A 17,369-nucleotide genomic window follows, 5' to 3' on the forward strand; every position below is an offset into this window, starting at 1 on the left:
CTCCGCCGCCAGAGTGAGGAGCGGTCGGGTGCGCACCCCCTTTCCGCGCCAGTTCTGGCGCCGGCGCCAGGAGGAGATCGCGCTGGAGTTACTGCATGAGCTGACACGCCTGGCCGATGAGATCAGGTACGCCAACCTGATCCAGCACCACCGCATCATCGCGGCACAGGTGGACCATGCCCTCGCGGATCCCGCACTGGCGTCGGCCATGAGCACCCTGGACGGGGTCTCGGACCAGAAGCGCCGTCAGGTGATCTTCGTCAACCGGGAGTACAGCGCGATCCTGCTGGGGCACCGCGTCGGCGTCTACGACTGGAGTGCTCTGATCGGTCATCTCCGGGTGCTGTGCAGGAACCAGGTCTTCAAGGAGTACTGGGAGATGACCGTCGAGCACCGGCGGAGTCTGCCGGAGGAGACCCTTGAGTCACGGGTGGGGAAAACGGTCGATGTGATTATGGAGGACCTGGCGGAAGACCCTGACGAGTGGTGGGTCGTCGGACCGGAAGTGGGCTCCCCCGACACCTGATCGCCGAGAATTAATCGACAAAGTGACGCGCCGCGACTGCTCCGTCGGGCGTAATTTCATTTCGTCCCGTTGCTTTACTCGGCGCTGGTAGGTTGGGCCGGGCGTTCCGTCAGTCCATTCCCAGTCCTACGGCATGCACACCTCCTGTGCCTGCCAATAGAAGAGAGCCCGCGTGTACAGCGAACTCCCTGTCGCCAGCATTGTCCGCCGCCTCGGAGACTCTCCCCGGAAACGAGGGAGTGTCACGGGCGAGACATGCCCCGATCTTTTCGAATTGAGCGACGGAAGTTTTGCGGTCATCGGTACGGATCGTACGGAAGAATTGGATGCATTGCTTCCGGATGATGCGGCCAGGGCCACCTACGAGCGCATTGTTGTCATTACGCGCGAAACTCTCGTTCGAGCGAAAAGGGATATCCCTGACGCCTGAGGCGGACAGGACGGAGGGCCGGGAGCGGTGACGCTCCCGGCCCTCCGTCGGTCGCACTTCGCGATCGGTTATCCGACCACCGTCCAGGTGTCCCCTCCGGCGAGCAACGCCCCCAGATCCCCCTTGCCGTTCTGCTCGATCGCCGCGTCCAGCTGGTCCGCCATCTGCGTGTCGTACACAGGCCGGTCCACCGACCGGAACACCCCGATCGGGGTGTGGTGGAGCGTGTCCGGGTCGGCCAGGCGGGACAGGGCGAAAGCGGTCGTCGGGGAGGCGGAGTGGGCGTCGTGGACGAGGATCTGCGACTCGTTCTCCGGCGTCACCGGCACCACCTTCAGGTCACCCGTCGCCGCATCCCGCACGACCCCCTTGGACAGGTCCGCGCCGAAGCGGATCGGCCGGCCGTGTTCGAGGCGGATCACCGCCTCCTCCGCCTGCTGCTTGTCCTTGAGGGCCTCGAAGGCGCCGTCGTTGAAGATGTTGCAGTTCTGGTAGATCTCGATCAGGGCGGTGCCCGGGTGCGCGGCGGCCTCCCGCAGTACCGAGGTCAGGTGCTTGCGGTCCGAGTCCACCGTCCGTGCCACGAAGGACGCCTCCGCGCCGATCGCCAGCGACACCGGGTTGAAGGGCGCGTCCAGCGAGCCCATCGGCGTCGACTTCGTGATCTTGCCGACCTCCGAGGTCGGGGAGTACTGGCCCTTCGTCAGGCCGTAGATCCGGTTGTTGAACAGCAGGATCTTGAGGTTCACGTTGCGGCGCAGGGCGTGGATCAGGTGATTGCCGCCGATCGACAGCGCGTCACCGTCACCGGTGACCACCCACACGCTCAGGTCCCGGCGCGACGCCGCCAGCCCCGTCGCGATCGCCGGCGCCCGCCCGTGGATGGAGTGCATACCGTACGTGTTCATGTAGTACGGGAACCGCGACGAGCAGCCGATGCCCGAGACGAAGACGATGTTCTCCTTGGCCAGCCCCAGCTCCGGCATGAAGCCCTGGACGGCCGCCAGGATCGCGTAGTCACCGCAGCCGGGGCACCAGCGGACTTCCTGGTCGCTCTTGAAGTCCTTCATGCTCTGGCGGCCCTCGGCCTTGGGGACGAGCGTGAGCGCCTCGATCGTGTCCGTGCCTTCCGTGGACGTCTCAGCCATCGATGGCCTCCTTGAGAGCCGTGGCGAGCTGTTCGGCCTTGAACGGCATGCCGTTGACCTGGTTGTAGCTGTGCGCGTCGACCAGGTACCTCGCCCGGACCAGCGTCGCGAGCTGCCCGAGGTTCATCTCCGGGATGACGACCTTGTCGTACGCCTTCAGCACCGCGCCCAGGTTGCGCGGGAAGGGGTTGAGGTGGCGCAGGTGCGCCTGCGCGATCGACTCGCCGGCCGTCCGCAGCCGCCGTACCGCCGCCGTGATCGGGCCGTACGTCGATCCCCAGCCCAGCACCAGCGTGCGCGCCCCGTGCGGATCGTCGACCTCCAGATCCGGTACGTCGATCCCGTCGACCTTGGCCTGGCGGGTACGGACCATGAAGTCGTGGTTGGCCGGGGAGTACGAGATGTTCCCGGTCCCGTCCTCCTTCTCGATGCCGCCGATGCGGTGTTCGAGGCCGGGTGTGCCGGGGACGGCCCAGGGGCGGGCGAGGGTCTGCGGATCGCGCTTGTACGGCCAGAAGACCTCGGTGCCGTCGTCCAGGGTGTGGTTCGGGCCCTGCGTGAACTGCACGGTCAGGTCCGGGAGTTCGTCGAGCTCGGGGATGCGCCAGGGCTCGGAGCCGTTGGCGAGGTACCCGTCCGAGAGCAGCATCACCGGCGTGCGGTACGTCAGCGCGATCCGGGCCGCCTCCAGTGCCGCGTCGAAGCAGTCGGCCGGGGTGCGGGGGGCGACGATCGGCACCGGCGCCTCGCCGTTGCGCCCGAACATCGCCTGGAGCAGGTCGGCCTGCTCGGTCTTGGTCGGCAGACCGGTCGACGGCCCGCCTCTCTGGATGTCGATCACGAGGAGCGGCAGCTCCAGGGAGACCGCCAGCCCGATCGTCTCCGACTTCAGGGCCACGCCCGGCCCCGAGGTCGTGGTGACGGCCAGGGACCCGCCGAAGGCCGCGCCCAGCGCCGCGCCGATGCCCGCGATCTCGTCCTCGGCCTGGAAGGTCCGTACACCGAAGTTCTTGTGCTTGCTCAGCTCGTGCAGGATGTCCGAGGCCGGGGTGATCGGGTACGAGCCCAGGAACAGCGGCAGGTCCGCCTGGCGGGACGCGGCGACCAGTCCGTAGGACAGCGCCAGGTTCCCGGAGATGTTGCGGTAGGTGCCGACCGGGAAGGCCTTCGTGGCCGGGGCGATCTCGTAGGAGACGGCGAAGTCCTCGGTCGTCTCGCCGAAGTTCCAGCCCGCGCGGTAGGCCGCCAGGTTCGCCTCGGCGATCTCCGGCTTCTTCGCGAACTTGGTCCGCAGGAACCTCTCCGTGCCCTCGGTGGGCCGGTGGTACATCCACGACAAGAGGCCGAGCGCGAACATGTTCTTGCTGCGCTCGGCCTCTTTGCGGCTGAGGTCGAAATCCTTGAGGGCCTCGACGGTCAGCGTGGTCAGGGGGACCGGATGAAGGCTGTACCCGTCGAGCGATCCATCCTCCAGCGGCGAGGCCGCGTACCCCACTTTCTGCATCGCCCGTTTGGTGAACTCGTCCGTGTTGACGATGATCTCCGCCCCGCGCGGCAGATCGGCGATGTTGGCCTTCAGGGCGGCCGGGTTCATGGCCACGAGCACGTTCGGCGCGTCACCCGGCGTGAGGATGTCGTGGTCGGCGAAGTGGAGCTGGAAGGAGGAGACACCGGGCAGGGTTCCGGCAGGGGCCCGGATCTCGGCGGGGAAGTTGGGAAGGGTGGACAGGTCGTTGCCGAAGGACGCGGTCTCCGAGGTGAAACGGTCACCGGTGAGCTGCATCCCGTCACCGGAGTCGCCCGCGAAACGAATGATCACCCGGTCGAGGCGGCGGACGTCCTTCGCGCCGGCCTCGTTGCGCTGCTCTCCCACGACGGCTTCGTCGGCCTGCTCCGCTGGGCTGCTGACCTGACTGGTCACTGAACTGGACCTCCCTCTGGGCGGCTGTTCGGGAGCGGCCTTCCCGCAGGCCTTCCCAGGATCAACCCTACGACCGCAAGGGTCGCCTTCCCTCGGCCATTCGCATGATGGACGTGGATTTGAGACGGTACGACGCCCTGACTTGTCACCATTTGCTCGCCCCCGGCGCTCTCCTTGAAGACGCTCGCTCGTCGTTCTCCGGTTCTCGCTCCCAGGCGGCCCCTCTGCCTCGCCGACGGCCGCCGCCCTGACGATCCGGCACGGTGCCGGACGGTCAGGAGTTCAGGTAGGTCAGCACCGCCAGCACCCGACGGTGGTCCCCGTCGCTCGGGGACAGCCCGAGCTTCAGGAAGATGTTGCTGACGTGCTTCTCCACCGCTCCGTCGCTGACGACGAGCTGCCGCGCGATCGCCGAATTGGTCCGCCCCTCGGCCATCAGCCCCAGGACCTCCCGCTCCCGGGGCGTGAGATGGGCGAGCACGTCCTGCTTACGGCTGCGGCCCAGCAGCTGAGCGACCACCTCGGGGTCGAGAGCGGTACCGCCCTCCGCCACCCGCACCACCGCGTCCACGAACTCACGCACCTCCGCGACCCGGTCCTTGAGCAGGTACCCCACCCCGCGACTGGACCCGGCCAGCAGCTCGGTGGCGTACCGCTCCTCCACGTACTGCGACAGTACGAGTACCCCGAGTCCGGGATGTTCCTTGCGCAGTTGCACGGCGGCTCGCACGCCCTCGTCCGTGTGCGTCGGAGGCATCCGTACGTCGGCCACGACGACGTCGGGCAGCTCGCCCTGCGCGTCCAGCTCCCCGATGGTCTTGACCAGTGCCTCCCCGTCGCCCACACCGGCCACGACGTCGTGCCCGCGGTCGGTCAGCAACCGGGTCAGGCCCTCCCTCAGCAGCACTGAATCCTCGGCGATGACCACCCGCACCCTGTCCTCCACGACTCTCGGCCCCCCAGCCCACTGCCTGCCCACTTGCTGGACAAGTCCAGCATTCCAGCATTCGGATGCTGAGGGGTGCGGGCAACGGGATTAGGGGGCCGTAGATACGAACAAAGGCCCGAGAACGGGGGGTCAGGTGCGGAATCCGGCCACGGGCTGGGGACGGGTGAGGGCGGCGGGGGCGAAACCCCCACCGCCCCGTCACCCGGGCCCCGTCACACCCGATCCCCCCGCCACGGCAGCTCCGCGGTCACCCGGGTAGGTCCCCCCGCCGGCGAATCCACCACCAGAATCCCGTCGACCGCGTCCAGCCGTTCCGCCAGCCCCGTGAGCCCGGACCCGGAGGACACGTCGGCGCCGCCCACCCCGTTGTCCACGACCTGGAGCATGAGCCGGTTCTCCACCCGCCACACATCCACCGCGGCGAATGTCGCCCGGGAGTGCTTGCTGATGTTCTGGAGCAGCTCCGACACCGTGAAGTACGCGATCCCCTCGATCGCCGGCGCCGGCCGCTCCGCCAGATCCACCTCGACCTGCACCGGCACCGTGCAGCGCGAGGCGACGGAGGACAGCGCCGCGTCCAGTCCCCGGTCCGTCAGCACCGCCGGATGAATCCCGCGCGCCAGATCCCGCAGCTCCTGAAGCGCCGTCTTCACCTCACCGTGCGCCTCGTCCACCATCCGCGCCGCCGCGGCGGGATCCTCCGTCAGCTTCTCCTTCGCCAGCCCCAGATCCATGGCCAGCGCCACCAGCCGGGCCTGCGCCCCGTCGTGCAGATCCCGCTCGATCCGGCGCAGATCCGCCGCCGCCGTGTCCACCACGACCCCCCGGTCCGACTCCAGCTCCACCACCCGCGCCGACAGCCGGGTCGGCCCCAGCAGGCCGTGCACCATGACCCGGTCCACCGTCGTCAGCGCCCGCACGATCCACGGCGTGGCCAGCGTGAACAACAGCCCCACCAGTGCCGTCACGCCGATCTCGAACGGGTTGTCCAGATAGATGTGGTGGCCCTGGTCGCCGTAGAGCTGAAGCCCGTCCTGACCGACGTACGCCGGGAAGACCCAGAACCACAGCGGATACGTCAGCAGCGCCCAGCCGTACACCCAGAAGTTCACCGCGACGACGAACGAGAACGTCGCCCACGGCAGCTGGATCACCGAGTACAGCAGGGTCCGCCACGACGTCCCGCTCTTGAGGACCGCCCCCATCCACGCCATGAACCCGGACCCGCGCCCGCTCAGCGGCTCCGGATCGCCGACCTCGAGACCCAGCAGTCCTCGGGCCCGCGCCCGCTCCAGCGCCCCGAGGCCACGGCACCCGGCGAGCCCGGCCGCGAAGACCGGGATGCCGAGGAAGGTGACGAGGAGGCCCGCGCCGAGCGAGATCATCGTGACGGCGTACGTGAACATCACGATGCTGATCGGCAGGCTCAGCAGCACATAGCCGAACTCCCGCCAGGTCCGCCCCTCGAACGGCGCCCGCAGCCCGGCCGGCACCCGGTGCCGCCGTACCGTCCCGGGGAACCCGAGCCCACTGTCGTACCCGTAGTCCGTGGCCATCGACGTCGTCCTTCTTCTCTCGTCCCGCGCCTGTGATGTCGTACCGGTGTCGTGTCGTACCTCCACCCTGCTGCGCCGCAGGTCCACGGACCATGGAGGCCGTCGGCGTCTTGGAAGGGGGGTTTTCCCCACCCTCTTCCCTGTCGCTACGGCCTTCCCGGAACCCGGTCCCGCCACGGCAGCTCCGCCGTGACGACCGTCGGGCCGCCCGGCGGCGAGTCGATGACGAACAGTCCGTCCACGGCGTCGAGCCGCTCCGCGAGCCCGCGCATACCCGTGCCGCCGTCGAGCCGGGCGCCGCCGCGGCCGTCGTCCCACACCTGGATGAGCAGCCGGTTCTCCGAACGCCACACGTCGACCGACGCCGACCGGGCCCCACTGTGCTTGCTGATGTTCTGGAGCAGCTCGGAGACGGTGAAGTACGCGATCCCCTCGATCGCCGCGACCGGCCGCGCGTCCAGGTCGGCGGTCACCTTCACCGGCACCGTGCACCGCGAGGCCACCGAGGAGAGGGCGGCGTCGAGCCCGCGGTCGGTCAGCACGGCGGGATGGATGCCCCGCGCCAGATCCCGCAGCTCCTGGAGCGCCAGCTTCACCTCGCCGTGCGCCTCCGCGACCATCGCCTGCGCGTACTCCGGGTCCTCCAGGAGCTTCTCCTTCGCGAGGCCGAGCCCCATGGCCAGGTTGACGAGCCGGGCCTGCGCCCCGTCGTGCAGATCCCGCTCGATGCGCCGCAGGTCGGACGCGGCCGCGTCCACCACGACCCCCCGGTCCGACTCCAGTTCGGCGATACGGCGTTCCAGCTCGTCGGAGGGCGACAGCAGACCGCGCACCATCGCCCGGTCGACGTTGGCGAGGCCCCGCGCGATGAACGGCAACACCGGCCACAGCACGAACAACGAGGTCAGCGTGATGGTGAAGGTGAGCACACCCCAGGGCAGCCGGATGAAGTCGTACAGCACCGTCCGCCAGCCCACGGGGTCCTTCACCCCCATCCACAGCTGGGCGAAGAAGCCGTTGCCGCCGTTCCTGGTGCGCCACGGCAGGCGGCTCGGTTCGTCCACCCGCACCCCGAGCAGCGCCCGGGCCCGCGCCCGCTCCAGTTTCCCCAGTTGTCGCGCGCCCAGCAGACCCGCGGCGAGCAACGGCAACCCGATCACCGTGACGGTCAGCCAGAAGCCGGTGAACAGCACCGTCACGACGTAGGTGAAGCCGATGATCGACATGGGGAGATTCGCCAGGAGATGCGCGATCTCCTTCCAGGTGTGCGCGTCGTAGGCGAAACGCGCCGGCGGCGGCCGGCCGTCGTCGGTTCCGCCGTCTCTGCCGATGATCACGGCACGGCTCGGGGACGAGTGGCGTTCGGTCATATGGGCCAGCGTGCCGCGCGAAACGGCCGCGCGCCATGAGGCGGACCGCCGCGGCTTGCTGGGGAAAACCCCACCCCGCGCTCCCGGATGGCTTTCCCCGGGTGACGGGCTGCTTACCGTCCCTTTATCAGGGCCTAGACTCCCGTGCGTACAGATCGTCGAACAGCGATGTTCAGCGTGGCCATGGTGTTCAGCGTCTTCAACATGTTCAGCGTCTTCACAGGGAGCGAGGGGCGGACGTGCCGGAACCGACCGTCGTCGATGCAACCGTCGTCGATCCGACCGTCGTCGCGGCGGACTACTTCCAGTCGTACTCGGTCGTCGGACTGCTCGCCGTCGTCGGCGTGCTGTTCGTCGCGGTCGCCTTCGGCGCCGGACGGCTGCTGCGACCCGTGGTCCCCACGCCCGAGAAGCTCCTGACGTACGAGTGCGGAGTCGACCCCGTCGGCGAGGGCTGGGCCCACACCCAGGTCCGCTACTACGTCTACGCCTTCCTGTACGTCATCTTCGCCGTCGACTCGATCTTCCTGTTCCCCTGGGCAACGATCTTCGCCGCCCCCGGCTACGGCGCGACGACTCTCGTCGAGATGTTCATCTTCCTCGGCTTCCTCGCCGTGGGGTTGCTGTACGCGTACAAGAAGGGTGTCCTGGCATGGACGTGAACGCCACGGCCGGCCCCGGTGCCGACTCCGCTGCGCATTCCGCTCCGGGTCTCGGTGCGAGTTCCGCTGCCCAGGAGCCCGTGCTGCTCCCGGAGCCGAAACGGCTGGGCGCCCTCGCCCGCCTCGCCCCCGAGCCGATGAAGGTGATCCTCAACTGGGGCCGCCGGTACTCCCTCTGGGTCTTCAACTTCGGTCTCGCCTGCTGCGCCATCGAGTTCATCGCCGCCTCCATGGCCCGCCACGACTTCATCCGCCTCGGCGTCATCCCCTTCGCCCCGGGCCCGCGCCAGGCCGACCTGATGGTCGTCTCCGGCACGGTCACCGACAAGATGGCACCGGCCGTGAAGCGCCTGTACGAACAGATGCCGGAGCCGAAGTACGTCATCTCCTTCGGCGCGTGCAGCAACTGCGGAGGCCCGTACTGGGACTCGTACTCCGTCACCAAGGGCGTCGACCAGATCATCCCCGTCGACGTGTACGTCCCCGGCTGCCCGCCCCGCCCCGAGGCGCTCCTCCAGGGCATCCTGAAACTCCAGGAGAAGATCGCGCGGGAGTCGCTGGGGGAGCGGTACGGGACATCCGCGGCACGCCCGTCGGCGGCCGCACTCCAGAGCGGGCTGGTGAACCCGCCGGTTCCGGCGCCGACCTCGACCTCGACCTCGACCTCGGCTTCGGCTTCGGCTTCGGGCGAGGGGGACGCACGGTGACCGCCGTCGGCTGGCTCCCCGCCCCCGCAGGCGAACTCTTCGGCCCCGAGGCCACCGCCGAGGAGTCCTACCAGATCCTGACGGTCGACGTCCCGCCCCAGACCTGGCTCGCCGCACTGCGGGTCGCCCGCGACGAACTGGGCTGCACCTACTTCGACTGGCTCAGCGCCGTCGACGAACCCGGCACCGGCTTCCGCGTGGCCGCCCACGTCGCAGCCCTCTCCCCGGTCCGGCGCCTGCTCCTGCGCACGACGGTCTCCCACGAGACCCCGGTGCTGCCCACCGCCGTCGACATCTACGCCGGCGCCGCCTGGCACGAGCGCGAGACCCACGAGATGTTCGGCGTCACCTTCGAGGGCCACCCCTCCCTGGACCACCTCCTCCTGCCGGAAACCTTCGAGGGCCACCCCCTCCGCAAGGACTTCGTCCTGGCCGCCCGCGTCGCCAAGGCCTGGCCCGGCGCGAAGGAACCGGGCGAGTCCGAACACGGCGGCCCCAAACGCCGCCAGATGCTTCCCCCCGGAGTCCCCGACCCCAACGAATGGGGCCCCCTGAAGGGCCAACTCCCCCCGGCCCCTGCCCGCCCCTCCCGCACACCAGGAGAACGGCCGGCGCGAGCCGCAGCCGACCGCCCCGTTCGTCGCGCGCGTTCGGCGGGGGAGGGGTCGGCCAGTCAGTCGGGGGCGCCTGGACGCTCGGGTGCGGCTGGGGCTGCGGGTGCGGGGGCATCTGGGGGCTCGGGTGCGCTTGGGGCTGCGGGTGCGGGGGCATCTGGGGGCTCGGGTGCGCTTGGGGCTGCGGGTGCGGAGGTATCTGGGGGCTCGGGTGCATCCGGGGCTGCGGGTGCGGCGGGGGTTGGTCCGCGTCGTGCGCGTTCGGCGGCGGAGGGCTCGGCGAGCCAGGCCGTCCCCGGGGCGGCAGAGGGGGCTCCCGCTGCCCCGCCGGCGGGCGTGCCCCGGCGTGCCCGTACTGCTGCACAGGGCTCGGCCAGCCAGACGGCACCGGAGACGGCATCGGGAGCCGACGGCACCGGAGCCGGTTCGGCGGCCCCGGCCGACGGCGCGCCCGAGTCGGAGGCTCCGGGGACGAGCTCAGCTCCGTCGGCGTCGGATGCCCCGGTCACGGGATCGTCCGCACCCGAGTCGGAGGCCCGGGCCTCGGAAGCACCCGCACCCGCGTCGGATGCCCCGCTGACGGGATCGCCCGCACCTGAGTCGAAGGCCCGGGCCTCGGATGCGCTAACACCCGCGTCGGATGCCCCGGTCACGGGATCGCCCGCACCCGAGTCGGAGGCCCGGGCCTCGGAAGCACCCGCACCCGCGTCGGATGCCCCGTTGACGGGATCGTCCGCACCCGAGTCGGACACCCCGGCCTCGGATGCGCCCGCGCCTCAGCGTCCGGGTGGGGTGGCGAGCGGTGCCCCGAAGGAACCTCGTCGGGCACGTACCGCTTCCGGCGGTTCCGCGAGTCAGCGTGGCACCCCGGCCGACTCCGAGCCGTCGACCAGCGACGCGAACGCGAGCCCCGCGCCGCCGAAGCCCCCCACCACCCCTCGCAGCCCGGACGCGCCGTGGCACCACGCCCGCCCGGCCTTCGACGACCCGGAACCGAAGCGGCCGCCGACAACCGAGGACACCGAAGTCTCCGAACGCCCTGAGGAGCCCGAGGAGCCCACGCCCTCCGAGGACTCCGCGACCTCCGAAGACGCCCCGGCCCGTGAGGAGTCCAGGGCGCACCCGGCCGAGTCCTCCCCCGACACCCCCGAAACCCCCGACACCCCCACCCCCGACAAGCCCGCAGGAGGCCCGCAGTGAACGACGCTCTCGACGTCGCCCTGCGACTCCTGATCGTCTTCGTCGTCTTCCTCACCTTCCCCCTGATCATCGGTCAGACCGAGCACAAGGTGATGGCCCACATGCAGGGCCGCCTGGGCCCCATGTACGCCGGCGGTTTCCACGGCTGGGCCCAACTCGTCGCGGACGGCGTGAAGTTCGCCCAGAAGGAAGACGTCGTACCGGCGGGCGCGGACCGCCGTGTCTTCCAACTCGCCCCCGCCGTAGCCCTCCTGCCCTACCTCATCGTCCTCCTCGCCATCCCCATCGGCCCCGGCGACGGCGCCGTCGGCGAGGTCGTCGACGCCGGCGTGTTCTTCGTGCTCGCCGTGATGGGCGTGGGCGTCCTCGGCTCCCTCATGGCCGGCTGGGCCTCCGCCAACAAGTTCTCCCTCCTCGGCGGCCTGCGCACCGCCGCTCAGCTCCTCGCCTACGAACTCCCGATGCTCCTCACCGCCGCCTCGGTGGCGATGGCTGCCGGAACCGTCTCCCTCCCCGGCATCCTCGACGCCTTCCAGTGGTGGTGGCTGCCCTGGCAGATCGTCGGTGCGATCGTCTTCTTCGTCGCCGGCCTCGCCGAACTCCAGCGACCCCCCTTCGACATGCCGGTCGCCGACTCGGAGATCATCTTCGGCGCCTACACCGAGTACACCGGCCTCCGCTTCGCCCTGTTCCTCCTCGCCGAGTACGCCGGAATCGTCGTCCTGTGCGGTCTGACCACCGTCCTCTTCCTGGGCGGCTGGCACGGCCCCTGGGGCGCCGACGGTCTCGGCTGGGTCTGGACCCTGCTCAAGACGGCCCTGCTCGCCTTCGTCGTCATCTGGCTCCGCGTGACCTACCCCCGCCTGCGCGAGGACCAGCTCCAGAAGCTCTCCTGGACCCTCCTCGTCCCCCTCTCCCTCGCCCAGATCGCCCTCACCGGCATCGTCAAGGTGGTGATCCAGTAACCATGGCTGAGCCTCTTCCGTCCGCCCGACCCCGCTTTCCTGGCTCGGGCCTGGCCAAGGGCCTGGCCGTCACCCTGCGCACGATGACGAAGAAGACCGTCACCGAGCAGTACCCCGACGCCCAGCCCGACCTCCCGCCCCGCACCCGCGGGGTGATCGGCCTGTTCGAGGAGAACTGCACGGTCTGCATGCTGTGCGCCCGTGAGTGCCCCGACTGGTGCATCTACATCGACTCCCACAAGGAGACGGTCCCGGCCGCGGCCCCCGGTGGCCGCGAACGCAGCCGTAACGTCCTCGACCGCTTCGCCATCGACTTCTCCCTCTGCATGTACTGCGGTATCTGCATCGAGGTGTGTCCTTTCGACGCGCTGTTCTGGTCCCCTGAGTTCGAGTACGCCGAGACCGACATCCGCGACCTCACCCACGAGCGGGACAAGCTCCGCGAGTGGATGTGGACCGTCCCGGCCCCACCGGCCCTCGACCCCGGCGCGGAGGAACCGAAGGAGATCGCCGCCGCCCGCAAGTCCGCCGAGAAGCTGGCGGCGGCCCAGGCGGAGCCGGTCACGCCGGCCGATCCTCAGGGGGAGGAGTCGTGACCCTCGCTCAGGAGGCGCACGGCTTCCTCTCCCCGACCGGCGTCGAGATCGCCTTCCTGCTCGTCGGCCTGGTCACCTTCGGAGCAGCGATCATCACTGTCACCACCAAGCAGCTGGTGCACGCCGCCCTGTGGCTGGTGGTGGCCCTCGGCGGCCTCGCCGTCGAATACCTCCTGCTCACCGCCGAGTTCATCGCGTGGGTGCAGGTCCTCATCTATGTGGGCTCCGTCGTCGTCCTCCTTCTGTTCGGTCTGATGCTCACCAGGGCTCCCATCGGCCGCTCCCCGGACGCCGACTCCGGCAACCGGTGGGCCGCCCTTGTCGTGGCCCTCGCCGCAGCGGCCGCTCTGGTCTGGGTGGTCGCCGATGCCTTCCGCACCACCTGGGTCGACCTGGACGGCCCCGCCGCCGGCTCCACCGAGGCCACCGGCGCGAGCCTCTTCCAGAACTGGGTCCTGCCCTTCGAGGCCCTCTCCGTCCTGCTCCTCGCGGCACTGGTCGGCGCGATCGTCCTGTCCCGCAAGGCGAAGGCGGAGTCGAGCTCTCCCCCTGTGAACTCCCGAGCCGCGACCGGCAGTTCCCCATCCGCCCCGAATTCCCGTAATCACCCGATCAGGCGAAATGAGCCGATTGCGGGAACCGATCCGGCCAAGGGAACCGACGGGAGCGACTCGGCCAAGGGAACCGACAAGTCCGAGCCGGCAGGGGAAACCGAGTCCGCCGAGCAGGAAGGCGCCCGCTGATGCACCTCGCCTATCCCGCGGTGCTCTCCGCGCTCCTCTTCTGCACCGGCCTCTACGGCGTCCTCGCCCGCCGCAACGCGATCCTCGTCCTGATGTCGGTCGAGCTGATGCTCAACGCCGTCAACCTGAACCTGGTCGCCTTCGACGTCTGGCTCAGCAGGACCGCCGAGGAGACCCTGCACTCCGGCCAGGCCCTGACCCTGTTCACCATCGCCATCGCCGCCGCCGAGATCGGTATCGGCCTGGCGATCGTCCTCGCCGTCCACCGCAACCGCGGCACGGCCGACATCGACAAGCTCCGCGACACGGCCGAGGGCCACGACTCCGACGACTTCGCCGGCGACGTCCCCACGGACGACGAGGACGCACGGTCCGGGCGGACCGGGAAGGCTGAGGCCACCGCGTGACCACGACCACCCTCGCCGTCCTTGTCCCCCTCCTTCCCTTCCTGGGCGCTGCGGCGGGCCTGCTCCTGGGCCGCACGGCCCCCGGCTTCGCCCGCCCGCTCGCCGTCCTTCCGCCTCTGGCCGCCCTCGCGCTCGCCGCGGTGGTCGCCGTACGCCAGGGCGGCGACGAGGCGGTGAACGCCGCCACGGAACTCACCCCGACCGGCTCGGTCCCGATCGAACTCGCCCTGCACATCGACGGCTTCGCCGCCCTCGTCGCCGTCCTGGTCGCCTTCGTCGCCACCTGCGTGCAGATCTACTCGACGGGCTATCTGCGCGACGACCCGCGCTATGCCTCGTACGCCGCCCTCGTCTCCCTCTTCACCTCCGCGATGCTGCTCGTCGTCTACTCAGGCGACCTGATCGTGCTGCTGGTCGGCTGGGAGATCATGGGCATCTGCTCGTACTTCCTGGTCGGCCACTACTGGGAGACCCCGGAGGCCCGCGCCGCCTCCCTCAAGGCCTTCCTGGTGACCAAGCTCGGTGACGTCCCCTTCCTGATCGGCCTGTTCGCGCTGGCCACCGACGCCGGCTCCTTCCGGATCACGAAGGTCCTCGACGCCGTCGCGCACGGCGGACTCGACCACCCGACCCTGATCGCCCTGCTCCTCCTCGCGGGCGTGGCGGGCAAGTCGGCGCAGTTCCCGCTGCACACCTGGCTCCCCGACGCGATGGCGGGCCCCACACCCGTCTCCGCGCTGATCCACGCCGCGACGATGGTCGCCGCCGGTGTCTACTTCATCGCCCGTCTCCTCCCGGTCTTCGAGGCCTCCCAGGCCGCGATGGTGGTCCTCGCCGTCATGGCCGCCGTCACGATGCTCGGTTCCGGTGTAGCCGCGCTCGCCCAGGACGACATCAAGCGCGTCCTCGCCTACTCGACGATCGGCCAGCTCGGCTACATGACCGGTGCCCTCGCCGTCGGCGACCGCGGCGCCGCCGTCTTCCACCTCCTGTCCCACGGCGCCTTCAAGGCACTGCTGTTCCTCGCGGCGGGTGTGATCATCCACGCCGCCGGCACCAACTCGCTGGCCGCCATGTCCCGTATGAAGGACCTGCGCGCCCGTATCCCCGACGCCTACTGGACCATGACCGTGGCGCTCCTCGCGCTCGCCGCGATCCCGCCCTTCAGCGGCTTCTTCTCCAAGGAGTCCGTCCTCGGCGCCGCCGAGCACGTCGCCACCGGCCACACCGAGCACGCACCCGGCGCCGCGGGCTGGATCACCCTGGTCGCAGGCCTGCTCACCGCCCTGCTCACCGCCGCGTACGCGACCCGCCTGTGGCTGCTGGCCTTCTACGGGCGGGGCGCCGAGGCCCCCGACCACGGCCGCCAGCCGCTGACGATGACCGTGGTGCTGTGGGTCCTCGCGGCCCCCTCCCTCGCCCTCGGCGCGTTCGCCTACCGTGTGCTGCCCGACTGGTTCGACGGCCGCGACCTCACCCCGACCCTCACCACGTCCGTCGTCGGCACCGGCGTGGCCCTGATCGGCGCCATCGTCACCTATGCCGCCTGGCGGTACACCAGCGCGGTCGCGGCCCGCGTCCCCCTCGGTGCGGTCGCCGCCCACCCCGGGGGCGACGCCGGACTCGTCGAGGCCGAGGCCATCGCCACCCACGAGCCCGCCTACGGAGACGTGGCCCACGCGCCCGACCCCGCCGACCCCGGACGGCTGCTGCTCGGCCCGCTGCACCGCCACGCGGCCGCCGGCTTCCACCTGGACGCCCTGTACACCGCCCTGTTCGTCCGCCCGGTCCAGGCCGGAGCCGGCCTCGTCCGGTTCCTGGACCGCGAGGTCGTCGAGACCTACGTACGCGGCGCGGGAGCACTGCCCCGCTGGCTCGGCACCGCCGTACGGCGCGCCCAGACCGGAAATCTCCAGACCTATGTGAGCGCGCTGCTCGCCGGCACCGTCGTCCTCGCGGTCGCCGTCGTCCTCGTCGCCACGGGAGCGTGAGCAGGCGTGATCGATATCAACGAGTCCGTGATGCAGTTCCTTCTGGCGTTCGTCGTGGCCGGCCCGCTCCTCGGCGCCGTCACGGCTCTGCTGCCCGCCCCGCCCGGACTGAAGGGGAAGTCGCCCGACCAGGCCGTACTGCGGCACGGCGTGACCGTCACCGGCGTGATCCTCATCGCCGCGATCGTCCTCGCGCTCGGCTTCGACCACGACCACCCGTCGAAGATGCAGGCCACGACCGACATCAGCTGGATCCCCGCACTCGACGTGCGCATCCACCTCGGCATCGACGGCATCTCCCTCCCCCTTCTGGTCCTGACCGCGCTGCTGACCTTCCTCTGCGCGCTCTACTCCTACTTCAAGATGCCTTCGGGCCCGTCCCCGAAGGCCTTCGTCGCGCTGCTGCTCGTCCTCGAGTCCGGCACCCTCGCGACCTTCGCCGTCCTCGATCTGCTGCTGTTCTTCCTCGCGTTCGAGACGGTGCTCATCCCGATGTACTTCCTCATCGCCCGCTGGGGCGGCGCGGACCGCCAGGCCGCCGCCTGGCGCTTCATCCTCTACACCCTGCTCGGTTCGGTCGTCATGCTGCTCGGCCTGCTCCTGATCGGGATCAAGGCGGGCACATTCGACATGGTGGCACTCGCCACTGACAACGGCCGGTCACTGACCACATCCGTGCAGGTCATCGCCGTTCTGGCGATCGGGATCGGGCTCGCGGTCAAGACTCCGATGTGGCCCCTGCACAGCTGGCTGCCCGACGCCCACACCGCCGCGCCGACCGTCGGCTCGGTCCTGCTGGCCGGCGTCCTGCTGAAGATGGGTACGTACGGGTTCGTCCGGATTCTGCTGCCGATCGCCCCCGACGGCTTCCGCGACTTCGCGCCCTACCTCGCCGCCTTCGCGGTGGTCGGGATCATCTACGGATCCCTGGCCTGCCTCGCCCTCGCCAAGCGGGGCGCGAAGGGCGACCTCAAGCGCCTCATCGCCTACTCCTCCGTCGGCCACATGGGCTTCGTCCTCCTCGGCATCGCCACCATGACCCCGACCGGCGTCAACGGCGCCCTGTTCGCCAACATCGCCCACGGCCTCATCACCGGCCTGCTGTTCTTCCTGGTCGGCGCCCTGAAGGACCGCACCGGCACCACCGACCTCGACAGCCTGGCCGAGGAGACCGGCGCCGCCCTGTACGGCAAGGCCCCGCGCCTCGGCGGCCTGCTGGCCTTCGGCGCGGTCGCCTCGCTCGGCCTGCCCGGCCTCGCCGGATTCTGGGGCGAGATGCTGGCACTCTTCGGAGCCTTCAAGCCGGCCGACGACCTCAGCCGCCCCGCCTTCCTCACCTTCATGGCGATCGGCGCGTTCGGCACCCTCCTGACAGCCGCCTACATGCTCGTCGTGGTCCGCCGCGTCTGCATGGGCGCCGTACCCCAGGACGCCCCCCGACTCGCCGACGTCCACACATACGAGTTCGCGGCCTGGACGCCGCTCGTCGCCCTCACCGTCGTGGCGGGCCTGTGGCCGAAAGCCATTCTCGGCCTCACCGACCCGGCCGTCCAGCAGCTCCTCGCAGGAGGCAACCGATGAGCA

16 protein-coding genes are annotated in these 17,369 nt (G+C 70.1%); 11 read left to right on the forward strand and 5 right to left on the reverse strand.

Features of this window, described 5'->3' with window-relative positions; translation table 11 throughout:
* Positions 1 to 28 precede the first annotated feature (28 nt).
* A complete protein-coding gene (locus ACFYZ8_RS41145) occupies positions 29 to 526 on the forward strand; it encodes a DUF6082 family protein (protein WP_388541471.1) in 498 nt (165 codons plus the stop codon).
* Positions 527 to 698: 172 nt separating this feature from the next.
* The gene (locus tag ACFYZ8_RS41150) at positions 699 to 956 is read left to right on the forward strand and encodes a hypothetical protein (RefSeq protein ID WP_388541473.1); all 258 of its coding nucleotides are present in this window, start codon (positions 699 to 701) and stop codon (positions 954 to 956) included.
* 68 nt (positions 957 to 1,024) lie between these two features.
* Here the strand turns inward: ACFYZ8_RS41150 and ACFYZ8_RS41155 are convergent, their stop codons facing one another.
* From ACFYZ8_RS41155 to ACFYZ8_RS41175, 5 genes are all read right to left on the reverse strand, one after another.
* Complete coding sequence (locus ACFYZ8_RS41155; protein ID WP_388541475.1) at positions 1,025 to 2,104, reverse strand: 2-oxoacid:ferredoxin oxidoreductase subunit beta; 1,080 nt, start codon at positions 2,102 to 2,104, stop codon at positions 1,025 to 1,027.
* Positions 2,097 to 4,025, reverse strand: a complete 1,929-nt coding sequence (locus ACFYZ8_RS41160; RefSeq protein WP_388541478.1) for a 2-oxoacid:acceptor oxidoreductase subunit alpha — start codon at positions 4,023 to 4,025, stop codon at positions 2,097 to 2,099. The genes ACFYZ8_RS41155 and ACFYZ8_RS41160 overlap by 8 nt, the downstream gene beginning before the upstream one ends.
* A 274-nt stretch (positions 4,026 to 4,299) precedes the next feature.
* Positions 4,300 to 4,959 (reverse strand): response regulator transcription factor, encoded by a 660-nt coding sequence (locus tag ACFYZ8_RS41165; protein WP_359032391.1) that lies wholly within the window; start codon positions 4,957 to 4,959, stop codon positions 4,300 to 4,302.
* 227 nt (positions 4,960 to 5,186) lie between these two features.
* Positions 5,187 to 6,530 carry a sensor histidine kinase gene (locus ACFYZ8_RS41170; protein WP_388541481.1) on the reverse strand — a complete coding sequence of 448 codons (1,344 nt, stop codon included), beginning with the start codon at positions 6,528 to 6,530 and terminating at the stop codon, positions 5,187 to 5,189.
* A gap of 146 nt (positions 6,531 to 6,676) precedes the next feature.
* On the reverse strand, positions 6,677 to 7,900 hold the full coding sequence (locus ACFYZ8_RS41175; RefSeq protein WP_388541483.1) for a sensor histidine kinase: 1,224 nt from the start codon (positions 7,898 to 7,900) through the stop codon (positions 6,677 to 6,679).
* Between the two features lie 239 nt (positions 7,901 to 8,139).
* Between ACFYZ8_RS41175 and ACFYZ8_RS41180 the strand changes: the two genes are divergently transcribed.
* From ACFYZ8_RS41180 to ACFYZ8_RS41220, 9 genes are read left to right on the forward strand one after another with little or no spacing between them, the layout of a single operon-like run.
* Positions 8,140 to 8,562 carry an NADH-quinone oxidoreductase subunit A gene (locus tag ACFYZ8_RS41180; protein WP_037720639.1) on the forward strand — a complete coding sequence of 141 codons (423 nt, stop codon included), beginning with the start codon at positions 8,140 to 8,142 and terminating at the stop codon, positions 8,560 to 8,562.
* Positions 8,553 to 9,269, forward strand: coding sequence for an NADH-quinone oxidoreductase subunit B (locus ACFYZ8_RS41185; RefSeq protein ID WP_388541485.1), 717 nt, complete (start codon positions 8,553 to 8,555; stop codon positions 9,267 to 9,269). The genes ACFYZ8_RS41180 and ACFYZ8_RS41185 overlap by 10 nt, the downstream gene beginning before the upstream one ends.
* Positions 9,266 to 11,083: an NADH-quinone oxidoreductase subunit C gene (locus tag ACFYZ8_RS41190; protein ID WP_388541488.1), complete on the forward strand. Its 1,818-nt coding sequence runs from the start codon at positions 9,266 to 9,268 to the stop codon at positions 11,081 to 11,083. Before ACFYZ8_RS41185 ends, ACFYZ8_RS41190 begins: the two co-directional genes overlap by 4 nt.
* Positions 11,080 to 12,048, forward strand: a complete 969-nt coding sequence (locus ACFYZ8_RS41195) for a complex I subunit 1 family protein (protein WP_359032274.1) — start codon at positions 11,080 to 11,082, stop codon at positions 12,046 to 12,048. The genes ACFYZ8_RS41190 and ACFYZ8_RS41195 overlap by 4 nt, the downstream gene beginning before the upstream one ends.
* 2 nt (positions 12,049 to 12,050) lie before the next feature.
* A complete protein-coding gene (locus tag ACFYZ8_RS41200; protein WP_359032273.1) occupies positions 12,051 to 12,644 on the forward strand; it encodes an NADH-quinone oxidoreductase subunit I in 594 nt (197 codons plus the stop codon).
* A complete protein-coding gene (locus ACFYZ8_RS41205) occupies positions 12,641 to 13,387 on the forward strand; it encodes an NADH-quinone oxidoreductase subunit J (protein ID WP_388541492.1) in 747 nt (248 codons plus the stop codon). Before ACFYZ8_RS41200 ends, ACFYZ8_RS41205 begins: the two co-directional genes overlap by 4 nt.
* On the forward strand, positions 13,387 to 13,794 hold the full coding sequence (gene nuoK / locus ACFYZ8_RS41210; protein WP_359032271.1) for an NADH-quinone oxidoreductase subunit NuoK: 408 nt from the start codon (positions 13,387 to 13,389) through the stop codon (positions 13,792 to 13,794). The genes ACFYZ8_RS41205 and nuoK overlap by 1 nt, the downstream gene beginning before the upstream one ends.
* Entirely contained in the window at positions 13,791 to 15,785 is a 1,995-nt protein-coding gene (locus ACFYZ8_RS41215) for an NADH-quinone oxidoreductase subunit L (protein ID WP_388541494.1), read from the forward strand. The genes nuoK and ACFYZ8_RS41215 overlap by 4 nt, the downstream gene beginning before the upstream one ends.
* Before the next feature lie 6 nt (positions 15,786 to 15,791).
* Complete coding sequence (locus tag ACFYZ8_RS41220; RefSeq protein ID WP_388541497.1) at positions 15,792 to 17,366, forward strand: NADH-quinone oxidoreductase subunit M; 1,575 nt, start codon at positions 15,792 to 15,794, stop codon at positions 17,364 to 17,366.
* Positions 17,367 to 17,369: the final 3 nt, after the last annotated feature.

The organism is Streptomyces sp. NPDC001668 (assembly GCF_042893155.1).
Classification (GTDB): Bacteria; Actinomycetota; Actinomycetes; order Streptomycetales; family Streptomycetaceae; genus Streptomyces.